We start from the raw sequence: 16168 nt of genomic DNA on the forward strand, positions 1-16168 counted from the left end.
CATTACCGTAATGAGGCACTTTATCATGGAAACCAAAGCCTAAGAACCAACGGTAAGCCATATTTGTTTCAACTTCTTCAATTGCTTTATGCATTGAACGAATACCGAGGGTAAATCGAATGAAAGTCAGTTTGGCTAATATAACTGGATCAATACTTGGGCTTCCTATCTCTGAATATATATCTTTCACCAAATCATAAATAAAAGTGAAGTCAATGGCAGCCTCAATTTTACGAACCAAATGATTCGCCGGCACCAGTTGATCTAAAGTAATCATTTCAAGTTGGCCTCGCTGAATAGAATAATGTTTCGAAAGCATCATCTTCACCTGGCAAAAGGGGTTCTATCTATAAGTTAAAACAAAGTTGATTGGAGCGGGTGTTCGAGACTCCTGCGGGAAAAGCGAGTCCAGGGGAGACCCTGCAGGCGCAAAGGCGCCGAGGGCGGACCGCCCGCGGAAAGCGAGTGCCTGGAGTGGAAATTAACGTTCAAATTGCACAAACCCCTAAAAAACTGAAGAGAAACTCTATTTTCATCGAGTTTGTCTTCAGTCTGAGAAAAGGATCTTTTCAAAGGTCCTTTTCTCTTGTTAAAGAGCCTCTTGGAAAGAAAAAACTCCAATAGAGTGATTGATAACAAATCACCCAGTTTATTTGTTAAAATATGTTTATACATTGCATTCCATATGAATGTTGAATAGTAGGATCTGCTTAATTAAATGACGGGAGGAATGAGCATGAAGAACCCAATGGTTAATTACATAGCGGAAGGGACTTTTATATCAGGGTTTCAAAGAAAGGCAATCGAATCCTCATGCACTTTGTATAAATGATGGCTATCCATATCTATCTCTTCGTATTGGGCTTAATTTTAGGCTCATTCTTTAACGTTGTCGGTTTAAGTGTTCCAGCTGGTCATTCATTCGCGAATCGTCGCTCCGCCTGCCCTTCTTGCGGGCGTACATTGACATTCTTCGAGTTGATGCCGGTTATTTCTTATATGTTGCAAGTCGGTAAATGCCGGGGCTGTAAAGCAAGGATATCCCCCCTTTATCCGGCCGTGGAAATGCTGACCGGTGTTTTGTTTGCCTCTGCTCCGATATTCCTTGGCTGGTCGGGCGAACTGTTGGTTGGCTGGATATTGATTTCATTATTTATGATCATCTTCGTGACTGATGTCGCCTATATGCTCATACCCGATAAAATACTGCTTTTCTTTATAGTGATTTTTATTGTTTTAAGAGTCTCATTGCCACTGACGCCCTGGTGGGATTCAATTGTCGGGGCAGCGGTTGGTTTTAGCCTGCTGTTATCAATCGCGGTCGTGAGTAAGGGTGGCATGGGTGGCGGTGATATCAAGCTGTTTGCAGTGATTGGCTTCGTATTGGGAATGAAGATGGTGCTGTTATCTTTGCTTTTTGCGTGCTTTTATGGGGCATTGCTTGGCATCATCGGGTTGCTGACCGGAATCTTAAAAAAGAAAACCCTTATTCCTTTCGGACCGTATATCGTTTTTGGGACATTGACTGCTTATTTTTGGGGCGATTCGCTACTACATTGGTATGTAACATTTTTAAGATGAGCTTAAAGGGCCATCCTGATCCAAGAGGAATTTGTCAAAAATCACCTGGAAAATAGCTCAGTAGGGAACCATCCCCATTTGACGGCAAGAGATTATGAAATGATAGAGGGAGGTATGTAATTGGTGAGAGGTGATATGGAATGGTTCATGAAGCAATAGTACCAGTACCTGGAATTCCTTTTTGGTTACCCATATATGAATAGGGAAATTTGACGAAACCTATTAATGACAAGACGACAAAAGTCTTGTTATTTTTTTTTCCCTCTATGATAGGATGAAAAAAATGATCTGGAGGGGAGGAAAAAAATTGGGCAAGCCGGAAGAAAACAAGGGTGTAACGATTAAAATAAATGGGGAAGAAAAAGTATTTGCCGATAAAAAAATTGAAAGTCAAGAGGCGGCGAGTAAGGAGCAGGAACAAACTGATGAGAGTTTCGAATGGATACTCCCTGAGGATTCAAATGAAAGCAAGATCGTATTGGTACCCACACCGCCAAAGAAGAAAATGCCGAAGCTCATCGGTTTTGGTACCGGGTCACTGAAAAGCTCGGATAAAAGACCGATCAAGACATTCATGATTGCAGTCATTTGTGCTGTGTTTTTTGGGTCGATTCTTGGCTTGATCGCCGTTAAAACGATTACAAAGGAAAAAGCCGAAGTATCTTCGGTCGAGACCCCGATTCCAACTGAAGCCACAGTTGAAGATAAAAAAGCGGCAGTGACTGAACCGGGAAACCAGCTGAAGACATTCCTTGTACAGGGTGGAGTATTCAGCAGCGAGGATGCGGCAAGGCAAATTCAAAAGAAAATCATTGAAAAGCAGGTTCCTGCTGAAATCTTCAAATTGGAAGAAAGCTATTATCTATTTCTGGGATCGGCAGAGAGTCTAGCTGCAAGTAAAGAACTGGCCTTGTTCTTAAAGTCATATGATGTGGATGTATATTGGAAGGAAATCAATTTTGAAGCGGCCGGGACAAGCCAAGAAGATGAAAAAACCCTCGACAAGATGAAGGCAGTATATGCTTCGTTGGCAGAAACATCCGCAACAAAGCTTCGCGGAAAGGCAGGGACGGTAAACAGGGAAACCCTGAAAAAAAACATGGATGAACTGAAGGCGGGGAAATTATCGCCGGCGTTTTCAAAGATGAACGATGACCTGACTGCTGCGGCAAAGTCGATTGATGAATATGAGACTTCCAAAAATGAAGAAAAGCTATTCCAGGCTCAAGAAAGTCTTCTGAATTTTTTATTGAATTACCAAAAGTAAAGAAAAAAGGGGGGCTGCCTAATGAGACAAGCCTCCCAATATGAAACCATCTGTGACACCTTTTTTATTTTCCGGGAAATACTTACAGGGATTTGTCGATTCCTAGTAAACAATAATTGTGGATTGCACCATTATTTGATAGGATAGATATGTATCTCCCTATGTAAAGAAAGGTGACTTTTATATTATGCAGCCATTGATTTTAGCTTCCTCATCACCACGTCGTAAAGAACTTCTTCAATTTCTTCAAATCCCCTTTGAAAGCATGAATTCCAATGTTGATGAAAGTATTGATGAAAACATGTGTCCTGATGCAGCGGTGAAAGAACTGGCATCCCGTAAAGCGGAAGCCATCGCAGCAAAATTTCAGGAAAGCTGGGTAATCGGCTCGGATACCGTTGTTGTCCTTGATGGTAAGATTTTGGGTAAGCCAGTAAGCAGGGCGGATGGAAAAAGAATGCTGGAAATGTTATCAGGACGGACACATGAAGTATACACAGGTGTCGCCATCCTGTTCGGAAAGCATCGCAGAGTATTCGCAGAAAAAACGGAAGTGACATTTTGGGAGCTGCCAGAAGCTGAAATCGAACGATATCTGGATAGCGGGGAACCTTTTGATAAAGCTGGCGGCTATGGGATTCAAGGATACGGATCTCTTCTTGTCAAACAAATCAAAGGGGACTATTTCTCAGTCGTCGGGCTTCCGGTCTCAAGACTGGCCCGGGAACTTAAAGCGATGCAGGAAGAGTTAGGATAATCTGATTTCCCCTGGCATCTTCCCTTTTCTAAGGAAGGGTTGATCTTTTGAGCGAAAAAATGTTAATACGGGATTACCCAAAAGAAGAGAGGCCGCGCGAAAGGTTTCTCCAGGACGGGCCGCAAAGTCTTTCCAATCAGGAATTGCTTGCTTTGCTATTGAGGACAGGATCAAGGGAAGAATCAGTCCTGCAACTATCCGGCAGGCTCATCAATTCCTTCAAGGGCCTGCGCCTGCTAAAAGAAGCCTCAGTGGAAGAACTGACCGTGATTAAAGGGATTGGTGAAGCAAAAGCGATACAAATCCTGGCCTCTGTCGAACTTGGCAGGAGAATTAACAATTTGAATGACCAAGACCGTTATGTGATTCGATCTCCTGAAGATGGAGCTAATTATTGCATGGAGGAAATGCGGTTTTTATCACAGGAACATTTCGTCTGTCTCTATTTAAATACCAAAAATCAAGTGCTACAAAAAACTACGGTATTCATCGGGAGCCTCAATGCCTCGATCGTGCATCCGCGCGAGGTCTTTAAAGAGGCTTTCAAAAGGTCAGCTGCCTCTATCATTTGTCTTCATAACCACCCCTCCGGAGACCCCTCTCCCAGCAGAGAAGATATTGAAGTGACGAAAAGGTTAGTCGAATGTGGTAAAATAATCGGGATTGAAGTATTGGACCATATCATCATCGGGGAACATAAATATGTTAGCTTGAAGGAAAAAGGTTATTTATGACACTATCAAATTTTTTGACGATACGATATAATATTGTTTATGATTTTTAAAAGAGGAAACTTTTTCAAAACTCTTATTGTCAAAAAACGACAAATTATTATTTGAACTTATAAAAAGGCATTTTTGTTTACGAAAGGGAGATACCATAATGTTTGGAATTGGAGCAAGAGATATAGGGATTGATTTAGGAACGGCGAATACGCTTGTCTATGTGAAGGGAAAAGGCATCGCAGTACGTGAACCATCGGTTGTAGCGGTGCAAACAGATACAAAGCAAATCGTTGCAGTCGGAAACGATGCCAAAAACATGATCGGTCGTACGCCTGGTAACGTGGTTGCCCTGCGCCCGATGAAGGATGGAGTAATTGCCGATTATGAAACGACGGCTACCATGATGAAGTACTATATGAAGGAAGCTCAAAAGAAGGGCGTATTCGGCAACAAGCCATATGTCATGATTTGTGTGCCTTCTGGTATTACGGCAGTTGAGCAGCGTGCAGTCATCGATGCAGCAAGACAAGCTGGAGCCCGTGACGCATATCCTATCGAAGAACCTTTTGCAGCAGCGATCGGGGCGGACCTTCCCGTTTGGGAGCCTACAGGCAGCATGGTCGTCGATATCGGCGGAGGGACGACGGAAGTGGCCATCATTTCCCTTGGCGGAATCGTTACAAGCCAATCGATCCGTATTGCCGGTGACGAAATGGATGATGCCATAATCGTCTACATCCGTAAGAACTACAATTTGATGATCGGTGAGCGTACTGCTGAAGCGATCAAAATGGAAATTGGTTCTGCTGGAGACACGGAAGGCGTCGAAAACATGGAAATTCGCGGCCGTGACCTATTGACTGGATTACCAAAAACGATCGAAATTACAGCTGAGGAAATATCCAAAGCATTAAGCGACACCGTTTCTGCAATTGTGGATTCCGTGAAAAACACTTTAGAGAAAACACCACCTGAATTAGCCGCTGACATCATGGACAGAGGCATTGTACTGACAGGCGGGGGTGCTTTGCTGCGCAATTTGGATAAAGTCATCAGTGAAGAAACGCAAATGCCGGTGATCATCGCTGAAAATCCGCTGGATTGTGTTGCGATCGGAACGGGAAAAGCGCTGGACCACATTCATTTATTCAAGACTAAATCAAGAGATTCGCGATAAGCATCACTTCTCAAATAGGGCCGGCTCAACAAAAGGTGCAATTTTGAGCCGGTTTTCTTATGTTTTGCTGTTTCATTGAATCCATAGTGTAATTTTAAAAACCATAGAGTAAATTTTAGATAGAGGTGTAATCACCATGCCACAGTTTTTTAATAAAAAGCTCCTTCTCTTGCTCGTTAGTATTATCGTTCTCGTGGCATTGATCGGTTTTTCATTAAGGGAGAGAGAAGAGTTGACCTGGCCGGAGCAATTCCTGAAAGATACGACAGGCTGGGTCGGAAATGTGTTTAATAAGCCAGTATCGGGTATAACAGGTTTTGTAGGGGGCTTAAAAGACCTTCAACATACATACGATGAAAACAAAAAATTGAAAGCCCGCTTGGATGAATATGTATTATTGAAAACCCAAGTCCAAGATTTAAAGGAAGAAAATGAAGAACTTCGCGACAACCTCAAAAAAGAAGATGACCTGCGGAAGTATTCGCCCACACAGGCGACGGTCATCGGCCGTAATCCCGACCGCTGGCATGAAATGCTGACGATCAATAAAGGGAAGCGTAATGGGGTAGAAAAAAACATGGCTGTCATCACTTCCAATGGGTTAGTCGGTAAGGTGAAATCGGCGACGGATTTCACGGCCTCGGTTCAACTTTTAAGTTCGATCGATAAAGCCAACCGTGTCTCAGCCATCGTTCAGGGTGATGATAAAGCATATGGCTTGATTGAAGGGTTCGATGATAAGAAGAACCTTTTGCTGATGAAACGGATTCCTTACGATAAAAAGATCAAGAAGAATTCATTGGTCATCACATCCGGTTATGGAGGAATCTTTCCGAAAGGTCTGCTGATCGGGAAAGTTGTCGATGTCAAAGTAGATCAATATGGATTGAACCAGACTGCATATATCGAACCTTCGACGGATTTTTATGATATTAATAATGTCATGGTCGTTCAGCGTGAAGTGGACGGTGTACCGAAAGAAAGTGAAGGGGAGGATGAAGCTGAGTGAGATATTTCATCCTTTCTTTCATAGCCTTGGTTTTTTTTGTTTTTGAAAGCATCTTCGCCCAGATGTTCGCTGGAGATGCATTCGGGGCCGATAAAATCCTCGTGCCCCATTTCATGATGATATTCGTTTTTTTCCTGACCATGTATGGGTCCAGGAAAATGGGTATGCTTTATGGGGCGATTCTTGGGTTGACTTATGATGTCGTATATACGGAAATCCTTGGAATTTACATGTTCCTGCTGCCTTTTCTTGCCTATCTGATATCGAAAAGTATGAAAATCCTGCAAAATAATATTTTGGTTGCCTGCCTTACTGCGCTTTTATTCACGGCAGTTTTAGAGGTTGTCATCTTTCAGATGAATATCATCCTATCATTTGCAGATATGGGATTTGGTGAATTTGCGGAACGGAGATTGATTCCGACATTATTATTGAATCTCGCATTCATTATCATCAGCTGCTATCCTTTAAAAAGAATGATTGAAATGCTTGATTTGCAAGGAGAAACGGAATAACGTTCCTGTGTCTTTAAGAAGCAGGTGGGAAATGTATTTTCTCTTTTCCGTGTACGTAGAAAAAGGAAATTTGTTTTCCTATGTCGAATTATATTTCATTGAGGTGAAACAAACGTCATGAATAAAAGAATTCAGCAAAATGTCATGATTAAGGGAACAAAAGACGGGTTTATGCTTCATCTCGATGATTCTTGCTCATTTTCCGAATTATTGAAAGAGTTAGAAGTGAAGCTTTCGGCAAACTATCAGTTTCAAGAAAATGACCCGTCCATTTCCGTAAAAGTACATACAGGGAACCGCTATCTTGATGAACAACAAGAAGAAAAGATTAAAGAGGTCATCCATAAAAAGAAGAAGCTTTTCGTGGTTGAGATGATTTCGAATGTCCTGACGAAGGATGAAGCGAAACGATGGAAAGAAGAAAACCAAGTGACGACCGTGACAAAGGTGATAAGGTCGGGACAGGTTTTTGAAGTTCCCGGTGACTTACTGTTAATTGGGGATGTCAATCCCGACGGAACGGTTCGTGCGGGTGGCAACATATATATCATGGGACAGCTAAAGGGAATAGCCCATGCCGGATATAAAGGGAATAATGAGGCCATCATAGCTGCCTCTGTCATGAAGCCTGCCCAGCTGCGCATTGCCGGACAAGTGAACTTATCTCCTGATCAATATTCAAAATGGGGACATGACCTGGAATGTGCCTTCATGGATGAAGAAGAAAATATCATTATAGAAAAACTGCAAGTTTTAAAGAAATATAGACCTAATTTAAATAGATTAGAAGGGGGTCTCTAATCGTGGGAGAGGCAATAGTTATAACATCCGGTAAGGGTGGTGTCGGGAAAACGACCACCTCCGCCAATTTAGGAACATCTTTAGCTCTTCTAGGCAAGAAGGTTTGCTTGATTGATACGGATATTGGTCTTCGGAATTTGGATGTGATCATGGGATTGGAGAATCGCATCATCTATGATTTGGTCGATGTGGTCGAAGGGCGCTGCAAGATACACCAGGCGCTCATTAAGGATAAACATTTCGAGGATTTGCTTTATTTGCTTCCAGCTCCGCAAAATAGTGATAAAACAGTGGTGAATGAAGAGCAGATGAGGAAACTCATAAGCGATATGAAGCCTGACTATGATTATGTCATCATTGATTGCCCTGCAGGCATCGAACAGGGGTTCAGGAATGCCATAGCTGGGGCAGACAAGGCGATTATCGTAACGACGGCAGAGAGACCGGCTGTAAGGGATGCTGACCGTATTATTGGCCTGCTTGAAAAAGAAGAGCATATTGAACCGCCTCAATTGATCATCAACCGGATTCGCGGCCATTTGCTTCATGAGGATGAAGAAATGGATATCGATGGAGTTGCCGATTTTCTTAAGATTGATTTGATCGGCGTCATTCCTGATGATGACCAGGTCATCGTGGCAGCGAATAAAAAGGAACCCATTGCCTACAATCCGGACAATAGAGTCTCGCTTGCCTATCGGAACATTGCCAGAAGGATCCTTGGTGAATCTGTGCCCTTGACTCCAATTGGCAGCGAACCAAAGGGCTTCATGTCCAAGTTGAAAAAATTCTTTAGCGTGCGGTAAATCTATATTCTTTTTGTCAAGAAGCGGGGAGCATTTGATGCCCTCGCTTTTTTTTGCACGGAACTTCATGAAAATAAAAAAGGCAAGCCGTATCCCGGCTTGCCTGTTCTATATGCTAAAATGCAGCGGGTTATCCGCGTCTTCCGCCTCTGCCGCCGCGTTTTGATTCAGTGCTGCGTTTAAGAGTCGATAAATTTTCTTCGCTAGTCTTTAAAAAGCGCACCATTTTATCTTCGAAATTTTCCTTTGGTTGGAAATTACCTTTTGGACGAAAATCTTTAGAACGGCTATCCCCTTGGCGTGGTGGGCGTTTGGTATAAGAAGAGGTTTGCCCTTCGGGTCTATCTATAGCCTTTTTGATGGACAAGGCAGTTTTTCCGTCTTTCTCACTAATCACTTTTACTTCAATTTGGTCGCCTACTTTAAGATGGTCATTTACGTCTTTTACATAGCTATCTGCTACCTCACTGATATGCACAAGACCTGTTGAGCCTCCTGGTAATTCTACGAATGCTCCAAAATTAGTGATACCTGTTACTTTACCTTGTACTTTGCTGCCTATTTCGATTGACATAAAAAAATGTTCCCCCTCAATAATGTTAAAACCACTTTATTATAACAAATTTCAGGGAACAATATCAATCTCAATTATTAGATTTTCTGAATCGATACAGAAATCACCTTGGAAATTCATTAGTTTCCTGATGATTTTTCATTGGGAAAAATTTTTCAGGATGTGCAGAAAGAATATCTTTTCTCCGTCATAGTCTGGACAAGTTGCTCATACGTTGTAATATAGCGCTTTGACATGAGCAGGGAGGGGAATCTGGAATGGATGATCGCAGGAAAGATATCCGAAATCGTATTGCCAAGAGACGCAAGTTTAATGATAAGCCGGCAGGAAGCAGCAGTTGGACGGAAATCAACAATGAGGAACCATATGGGATTGATTCATATAACGGGTATTCCGAGAAAGATCATCCGCTCTTCAAGAAAGAATATTTTTTCTTTAAAATCCTTGCCAGTGTATGCCTGTTCCTGATAGTAGCGGTGATGTTCAAACACCCTTCAGTGCGGCTTGACCCTGCCAGGAGTTTTGTCATGGAGAACATGAACAAGGAATTTCAGTTCGCTTCAATTTCCAACTGGTATGAAAGTGCATTTGGTAAACCAATCGCTTTTTTACCGAATGATGCCGATACGGAAACTGTTGATTCGAATGAAGAATATGCAATGCCAGCTTCTGCGAAGATTACCCAAAACTTCGAGACGAACGGTGAGGGAATCATATTGGAAACGAGCAAAGGCTCAAAGGTCGAGGCCGTTAATGAAGGGGTCGTCATTTTTGCCGGTGAAAAGGAGGGGATCGGAAAGACGGTAGTCATTCAGCATGCCAATAAAACTGAATCTTGGTATGGGCAGCTGAAAGAAATTGATGTGAAATTGTATGAGTTCGTTAAAAAGGGCAATGAAGTCGGACAGGTTACACTAAGTGAAGATGGATCGAAGGGCAGATTTTATTTAGCGATAAAAGAAAATGATGCTTTCGTCGATCCTAAAAAGGTGATTTCCTTTGAGTGAATATGCGAAGTTACTGTTTAAAATCAGGGTGCACCCGACACTGTGGTTTGTCATTGGCATCGCCATCCTCACAGCCCATTTCGTTGAAATGATGATGCTGCTGCTCATCGTCTTCATTCATGAAATGGGGCATGCTGTCTGTGCCCAGCACTTCAAATGGCGGATAAAGTCAATCCAGCTGCTTCCTTTTGGCGGGGCTGTCGAGACTGAGGAGTATGGAAACAAGAGTTTGAAGGAGGATTTGGCGGTGGTGCTTGCCGGTCCGCTTCAACATGTTTGGCTCATTGGTGCAGCTTTTTTGCTCTATTTCTTTTCTATTATCCCATATGAGCTGTATCAGCCCTTTTTGTATATGAATCTCATGCTGCTGATTTTTAATCTGCTGCCAATTTGGCCCTTGGACGGGGGACGCTTGCTATTCATCGGCATTTCCCTATACTGCACCTTTTTGGAAGCGCAGAAACATACCCTTCACTTTTCTGCAGTATTCGCTGTCCTGGCTTTTTTGACTTGGATCATATTGGATCCGCTCAATTTGAACATCTGGCTCATCATCTTTTTCATAAGTCTCTCACTCGTCATGGAATGGCGGCAGAGGTATTACGCGTTCATCCGCTTTCTTTTGCAGCGCCATTACGGGCATACGAATGATTTGGCGAAACTGAAGCCGATATCGGTGGATTCACAAGAACCGATTTATAAAGTGCTGGAACTGTTTCAACGCGGCTGTAAACACCCCGTCATCATCATGAAAAACGGGAAAGAGAGCGGCTCGTTGGATGAAACGGAAATCCTTCACGCCTATTTTTCGGAGAAAATGACGAACGGGAAAATCGGCGACCTATTATATTCTTATTAAATATGTTATCCTTTCTTCAAATTGAGGAGAGGATTTTTTTTGATGAAAAAAATGATCGCGAACCTAGCTTCACGCGAAAAAAGAGTGGCCGTCCTTGAGAATGGTGTTTTACGTAAACTTGAAATCATGCCGCCTCAAAAGCGCAGTACGGTCGGTAATATTTATCTTGGGAAGGTGACAAAGGTGCTGCCGGGAATGGATGCCGCCTTCATTGATTATGGTGCAGAGAAGAATGGTTTTTTACACCGTGACGAGATTCCCTCCTTCCAGCTTACAAAAAAAAGTGATGGGAAAGCACCCATCGGTCAATTTATCCGTCAGGGAGAAAAGCTGCTAGTTCAGGTGACCCGGGATGAAACGGGAACAAAAGGAGCTAAATTGACGGGGCTGATCGAGTTTTCAACGGAGTCCCTCGTTTACATACATGGAATAGATTATGTTGGTGTTTCAAAGAAATTCAAAAACGACGATCTTCAGAAGCAATGGCGGGAAACGGCCATGCAGCATAAAAATCCTGATGAGGGACTGATTGTCCGCACCTCGATGGAGAACGAAAGTGAATCGGTCTTCCTTGACAGGTTAACTGGATTGCGGGAGCTCCATAAAGGGCTTGAAGTCAAGGCTGCGTCCCTAAAGGCCCCGTCCCTTCTCTATGAAAGGGACGCATACCTTGATATGATCATTTCCGAAATGTCGGGAACGGCGAACGGGGAACTTGCCATCGATGACTTCGAGGCCTATCGCGAGTTGAAAAAGTGGATACAGGAAAACCGTAAGGAGTGGGAAATATCCCATGTAGCGGGTACCAAGAATATTTTTTCCGAATGGAATGTGGAAGCGCAAGTTGAGAAAATGGCCAAGAAAATCGTTTGGCTTGATAATGGCGGATATTTAATTTTTGAAGAAACGGAAGCTTTCACCGTAATCGATGTCAATTCAGGTAAGTTCACCGGCAAGGTGGCGAAGGAAGCAACATTGTTTGCGGTCAATCAGGCTGCGGCGAAAGAGGTCGCCCGTCAACTGAGATTGAGGAATATCAGCGGAATCATCCTGATAGATTTCATCAATATGGACCAGTCCCGGCATAAGCAGGAAATCATCGAAATCGTCAAAAAGGAAGCGGTGAGAGATGAGAAGCGAATCCAGGTCATCGGTTTTACGGAACTGGGCATTTTACAAATGACGAGAAAGCGAACCTCCCCGTCTTTAAGTGAAATGACGACGGTGCCTTGCCCTGTGTGCAGTGGAAGCGGTAAAATCGAGAGCCCGGAAACGGTGGCCTTCCGGTTGGAACGTGAACTGCTGGAACACAGGAAGACGGATGATGAAGCGGTATGGGTGGAGGTCAGTAAAGCGGTGGCGGACGTGCTCCTTGGTGAAAAGGAATCATATCGGCCGGCATTGGAGGAATTGATCGCTAAAAAGATATTCCTGTCTTTTATCCCAGGTTTGACGAATGCCTATTCCATCAAGCGGTTCGGAAGCATTCAGGAAATCGGGCGGGCTTTCGAGTGAAGAGCGGGAATTGTTATAAATATATTGACAGCCTTTCCTGTTTCATGGTAGGATTTTAATGTTATGTTTGTAGCACCCGTGCTACAACCGCTCAACATCAGGTTTTAAGCTTTTGCCTTTTTGGTAAAACGCCTGTGATTGGCGAGTCTGAGACATTTAAGGAGGTGCAAGTATGTACGCAATTATCGAAACTGGCGGTAAACAAATTAAAGTAGCAGCTGGCGAAGCGGTTTACATTGAAAAATTAAACGCAGAAGCAGGCGAAACTGTTACATTTGACAAAGTTTTATTCGTAGGTGGCGAAGACGTGAAAGTCGGTGCTCCACTAGTTGAAGGCGCTACTGTAACAGGTACTGTCGAAAAACAAGGTAAGCAAAAGAAAATCACTGTTTTCAAATACAAAGCGAAGAAAAACAATCGTAAAAAACAAGGTCATCGTCAACCATACACTAAAGTTGTTATCGAAGCAATCAACGCGTAAGGGCTGATTCTAGATGATCAAAGTTGTATTTGATGCTCCGCAGGAACGGATTGCTTCGTTCACCTTAAGCGGACATGCTGATTTTGCTAAAAAAGGTTCTGATATCGTTTGTGCAGGTGTATCGGCTGTTTCCTTCGGGGCAGTCAATGCCATCATGTCCTTAACGGACGTAGAGCCTGAGATTGAGCAAGGGCGAGAAGGCGGCTATCTTCGCTGCGCTATTCCGGGGAATCTTTCGCCGGAATCGGAAGAGAAGGTTCAGCTGCTTTTGAACGGAATGCTCATATCGCTGCAAACCATCGAACGTGATTATGGTAAATACATGAAAATTATCCTCAACCAATAGGAGGTGGAACAAATGTTAAGATTAGATCTTCAGTTCTTCGCTTCGAAAAAAGGAGTAGGTTCTACAAAGAACGGACGTGACTCAATCTCCAAGCGTCTTGGCGCTAAACGTGCAGATGGTCAATTCGTATCTGGTGGTTCTATCCTTTACCGTCAACGCGGAACAAAAATCTATCCTGGTGAGAACGTAGGCCGTGGTGGAGACGATACTCTATACGCTAAAGTAGACGGTGTTGTTAAATTCGAACGTTTCGGACGTGACCGTAAAAAAGTAAGCGTATATCCAGTTGCACAAGAAGCATAATTGGCATCTTTGAACAGAGGCTGACTCAAAAGGGTCTGATTCCTTCTACAAGACACTATATACCGCGTCATTATTAATAATGGTATGCTATATAGTGATGAAGGGGTCCGGCCCTTTATTTATACTATAGGAACGAACCAGCATTTTGCAGGAGACTTTAGTCATTAGTATAAGGAAACAACCTCTGACTTACAAAAGGCTCGCCAATAGGCGGGCTTTCTTAAACTTTCAGGGGGGAAATCCAAGATTATTCATCCATCCGATTTGGTTAAACCAAATAGACACTCCAATTCAACTATAATATCTCCAATTGGTGCATAAATAAGGCCCATTCTCTTTTTTAGTTCAAATGGCTCTACCATCGTCCAAAGAACTCAGGGTGTGCGGCTGTATTTTTTGGACGGGGGCTTTCATGTGAAGGCATGTGAATCGAGCTTCATTTCCTGTTTGTTGTTTTTTTGATATACTGTACAAATGGAAGTATTCAACATGATAGAGCTGAAAAAAGTTTCTTTATCATAATTGAAGGTGTTAATAATGGATAAAAATTGGACGACTATTGAAACTCTGCGTCAAACCAGGCATGACTGGCTGAATAAAATTCAAATCATCAAAGGGAATCTGGAGTTGAACAGAATTGATCGTGTCAAGGGCATCATTGATGAAATCATTGTTGAAACCCAGAATGAAGCACGACTTTCCAGTTTGAATTTGCCCAAGTTCACCGAGATGCTGTTGACGTCGAATTGGAATAATGGATCATTTTATTGTGAATATGAAATCATTGATGTTTTTGAAGGCTCAACCGAGATGGATGGGCTGATGTATCGCTGGACAAACGATTTCTTCAAGATTCTGGATAAAAGCCTGGATCCGTTTTTTGAAAATATACTGGCTGTTTCTATGTGTAAAGAAGAAGTGAGCGATATGCACTGTACATTTCATATGCAAGGCAGGTTCATTGATCAATCCCCAGTGATCGAGTTTTTGGAAACTTCATTAACGGCCGAGCAATCAATTGAAATTCTTGAATGTAATGAGGATGAAATATTTTTTAAGATGGATATTAACTTTTAGAGAAGTATACAGCAAGAATTGACTTGCAGAAAACAAGGAAGTGATAGCATGTTTGTCGATCAAACGAAAGTCTATGTAAAAGGCGGAGACGGTGGTAACGGGATAGTTGCTTATCGTCGTGAGAAATTCATACCTAAAGGCGGACCAGCTGGCGGAGATGGCGGTAATGGGGCCAATGTCGTATTTGAAGTGGAAGAGGGCTTGCGTACATTAATGGATTTCCGTTACCAACGTCACTTTAAGGCACCTCGCGGAGAACATGGCATGTCCAAAAACATGCATGGTGCGGCTGCAAAAGATATGGTCATCAAGGTTCCACCTGGCACCGTTGTCATCGATGATAAAACGAAGGAAGTCATTGCTGATTTAGTTGAGCATGGACAACGCGCCGTTATCGCCAAAGGTGGCCGCGGAGGCCGGGGAAATTCCCGTTTTGCCACGCCTGCCAATCCTGCACCTGAAATCGCGGAGAATGGCGAACCCGGCCAAGAACGCGATATCGTCATGGAATTGAAACTGTTGGCTGATGTCGGTTTGGTTGGTTTCCCAAGTGTAGGGAAATCCACTTTGCTTTCTGTCGTATCCGCAGCAAGGCCTAAAATTGCCGAATATCATTTTACAACGATCGTACCGAACCTCGGAATGGTGGAAACGGAAGATCACCGCAGCTTCGTCATGGCCGATTTACCTGGTCTGATCGAAGGCGCTTCAGAAGGAGTGGGACTTGGACATCAATTCCTGCGCCATATTGAAAGAACGAGGGTAATCGTTCATGTAATCGATATGTCGGGTCTTGAAGGCCGGGATCCATATGAAGACTACCAAACAATCAATAAAGAATTGGAAGAGTATAACCTGCGCTTGACTGAACGTCCGCAAATCATTGTAGCAAGTAAAATGGATATGCCGGACTCAGAAGATAACTTAGCTGCTTTCAAAGAAAAGCTGGAAGAAGACTATCCTGTCTTCCCGATTTCTGCCGTGACGCGTGAAGGGATCCGTGAGCTTCTTTATGCAATCGCTGATAAAATCGAAGAGACCCCTGAGTTCCCTCTTGAACATGAAGAAGAGAATACTGGAATCCACCGGGTTCTATATAAACATACATCACAGTCGGATGAATTTAACATTGAACGCGAACCCGATGGCAGCTTTGCCGTATCAGGATTCAAGATCGAGCGTCTATTCAAAATGACTGACTTCACCCGTGAAGAGTCCATACGTCGTTTCGCCAGACAGCTTCGTTCATTCGGAGTCGACGAAGGCCTTCGCCAAAAAGGTGCGACAAATGGCGATATCGTCCGTATCCTTGAATATGAATTTGAATTTGTTGATTGATTGGAGACCATGATGGCAGGCAAAAGGAGG

18 protein-coding genes, 1 pseudogene and 1 other annotated feature are annotated in these 16168 nt (G+C 43.2%); of the genes and pseudogenes, 17 read left to right on the top strand and 2 right to left on the bottom strand.

Going from position 1 to position 16168, the window contains the following annotated elements:
• Positions 1–7: 7 nt before the first annotated feature.
• Positions 8–319 (bottom strand): annotated as a pseudogene (locus ACFX4H_RS00345) (transposase); the annotation flags it as partial.
• 512 nt (positions 320–831) lie between these two features.
• Here ACFX4H_RS00345 and ACFX4H_RS00350 point away from each other — a divergent pair.
• From ACFX4H_RS00350 to minD, 9 genes are all read left to right on the top strand, one after another.
• Positions 832–1581, top strand: coding sequence for a prepilin peptidase (locus ACFX4H_RS00350; protein WP_377434684.1), 750 nt, complete (start codon positions 832–834; stop codon positions 1579–1581).
• A gap of 307 nt (positions 1582–1888) precedes the next feature.
• Positions 1889–2848 (top strand): hypothetical protein, encoded by a 960-nt coding sequence (locus ACFX4H_RS00355; RefSeq protein ID WP_328138576.1) that lies wholly within the window; start codon positions 1889–1891, stop codon positions 2846–2848.
• 187 nt (positions 2849–3035) lie between these two features.
• Positions 3036–3605 carry a Maf family protein gene (locus tag ACFX4H_RS00360; protein ID WP_098186765.1) on the top strand — a complete coding sequence of 190 codons (570 nt, stop codon included), beginning with the start codon at positions 3036–3038 and terminating at the stop codon, positions 3603–3605.
• A 59-nt stretch (positions 3606–3664) separates the two neighbouring features.
• Positions 3665–4339 carry a RadC family protein gene (radC, locus tag ACFX4H_RS00365; RefSeq protein WP_053537324.1) on the top strand — a complete coding sequence of 225 codons (675 nt, stop codon included), beginning with the start codon at positions 3665–3667 and terminating at the stop codon, positions 4337–4339.
• Positions 4340–4487: 148 nt separating this feature from the next.
• On the top strand, positions 4488–5507 hold the full coding sequence (locus tag ACFX4H_RS00370) for a rod shape-determining protein (protein WP_034308871.1): 1020 nt from the start codon (positions 4488–4490) through the stop codon (positions 5505–5507).
• A gap of 136 nt (positions 5508–5643) precedes the next feature.
• Entirely contained in the window at positions 5644–6516 is an 873-nt protein-coding gene (gene mreC, locus ACFX4H_RS00375) for a rod shape-determining protein MreC (protein WP_034308869.1), read from the top strand.
• Positions 6513–7031 carry a rod shape-determining protein MreD gene (mreD, locus tag ACFX4H_RS00380; protein ID WP_034308867.1) on the top strand — a complete coding sequence of 173 codons (519 nt, stop codon included), beginning with the start codon at positions 6513–6515 and terminating at the stop codon, positions 7029–7031. Before mreC ends, mreD begins: the two co-directional genes overlap by 4 nt.
• 117 nt (positions 7032–7148) lie before the next feature.
• Positions 7149–7832: a septum site-determining protein MinC gene (gene minC, locus ACFX4H_RS00385; RefSeq protein ID WP_034308864.1), complete on the top strand. Its 684-nt coding sequence runs from the start codon at positions 7149–7151 to the stop codon at positions 7830–7832.
• A 2-nt stretch (positions 7833–7834) separates the two neighbouring features.
• Positions 7835–8638, top strand: a complete 804-nt coding sequence (minD, locus tag ACFX4H_RS00390; protein ID WP_034308862.1) for a septum site-determining protein MinD — start codon at positions 7835–7837, stop codon at positions 8636–8638.
• A 130-nt stretch (positions 8639–8768) separates the two neighbouring features.
• Here minD and ACFX4H_RS00395 read toward each other — a convergent pair whose 3' ends face one another.
• The gene (locus ACFX4H_RS00395) at positions 8769–9212 is read right to left on the bottom strand and encodes a S1 domain-containing RNA-binding protein (RefSeq protein ID WP_283866142.1); all 444 of its coding nucleotides are present in this window, start codon (positions 9210–9212) and stop codon (positions 8769–8771) included.
• A gap of 257 nt (positions 9213–9469) precedes the next feature.
• On the opposite strand from ACFX4H_RS00395, the gene ACFX4H_RS00400 reads away from it, so the two are divergent.
• The 8 genes from ACFX4H_RS00400 (at position 9470) to obgE (ending at position 16138) form a co-directional block, all read left to right on the top strand.
• On the top strand, positions 9470–10219 hold the full coding sequence (locus tag ACFX4H_RS00400; protein WP_063590508.1) for a M23 family metallopeptidase: 750 nt from the start codon (positions 9470–9472) through the stop codon (positions 10217–10219).
• A complete protein-coding gene (locus tag ACFX4H_RS00405) occupies positions 10212–11078 on the top strand; it encodes a M50 family metallopeptidase (RefSeq protein ID WP_283866141.1) in 867 nt (288 codons plus the stop codon). The genes ACFX4H_RS00400 and ACFX4H_RS00405 overlap by 8 nt, the downstream gene beginning before the upstream one ends.
• 42 nt (positions 11079–11120) lie before the next feature.
• The gene (locus ACFX4H_RS00410; protein WP_283867963.1) at positions 11121–12593 is read left to right on the top strand and encodes an Rne/Rng family ribonuclease; all 1473 of its coding nucleotides are present in this window, start codon (positions 11121–11123) and stop codon (positions 12591–12593) included.
• A gap of 75 nt (positions 12594–12668) precedes the next feature.
• Positions 12669–12752 (top strand) — a sequence feature (ribosomal protein L21 leader region).
• Between the two features lie 13 nt (positions 12753–12765).
• Positions 12766–13074: a 50S ribosomal protein L21 gene (rplU, locus tag ACFX4H_RS00415; RefSeq protein WP_034308849.1), complete on the top strand. Its 309-nt coding sequence runs from the start codon at positions 12766–12768 to the stop codon at positions 13072–13074.
• 13 nt (positions 13075–13087) lie between these two features.
• Positions 13088–13420, top strand: coding sequence for a ribosomal-processing cysteine protease Prp (locus ACFX4H_RS00420; protein WP_063590509.1), 333 nt, complete (start codon positions 13088–13090; stop codon positions 13418–13420).
• 12 nt (positions 13421–13432) lie between these two features.
• On the top strand, positions 13433–13723 hold the full coding sequence (gene rpmA, locus ACFX4H_RS00425) for a 50S ribosomal protein L27 (RefSeq protein WP_048688955.1): 291 nt from the start codon (positions 13433–13435) through the stop codon (positions 13721–13723).
• Between the two features lie 537 nt (positions 13724–14260).
• Positions 14261–14800 carry a Spo0B domain-containing protein gene (locus ACFX4H_RS00430; RefSeq protein WP_377433426.1) on the top strand — a complete coding sequence of 180 codons (540 nt, stop codon included), beginning with the start codon at positions 14261–14263 and terminating at the stop codon, positions 14798–14800.
• Positions 14801–14848: 48 nt separating this feature from the next.
• A complete protein-coding gene (gene obgE / locus ACFX4H_RS00435; RefSeq protein ID WP_048688961.1) occupies positions 14849–16138 on the top strand; it encodes a GTPase ObgE in 1290 nt (429 codons plus the stop codon).
• The last annotated feature ends 30 nt before the right edge of the window (positions 16139–16168 follow it).

This window comes from Peribacillus sp. YIM B13477, assembly GCF_042787955.1.
GTDB classification, from domain to species: Bacteria; Bacillota; Bacilli; order Bacillales; family DSM-1321; genus Peribacillus; species Peribacillus frigoritolerans.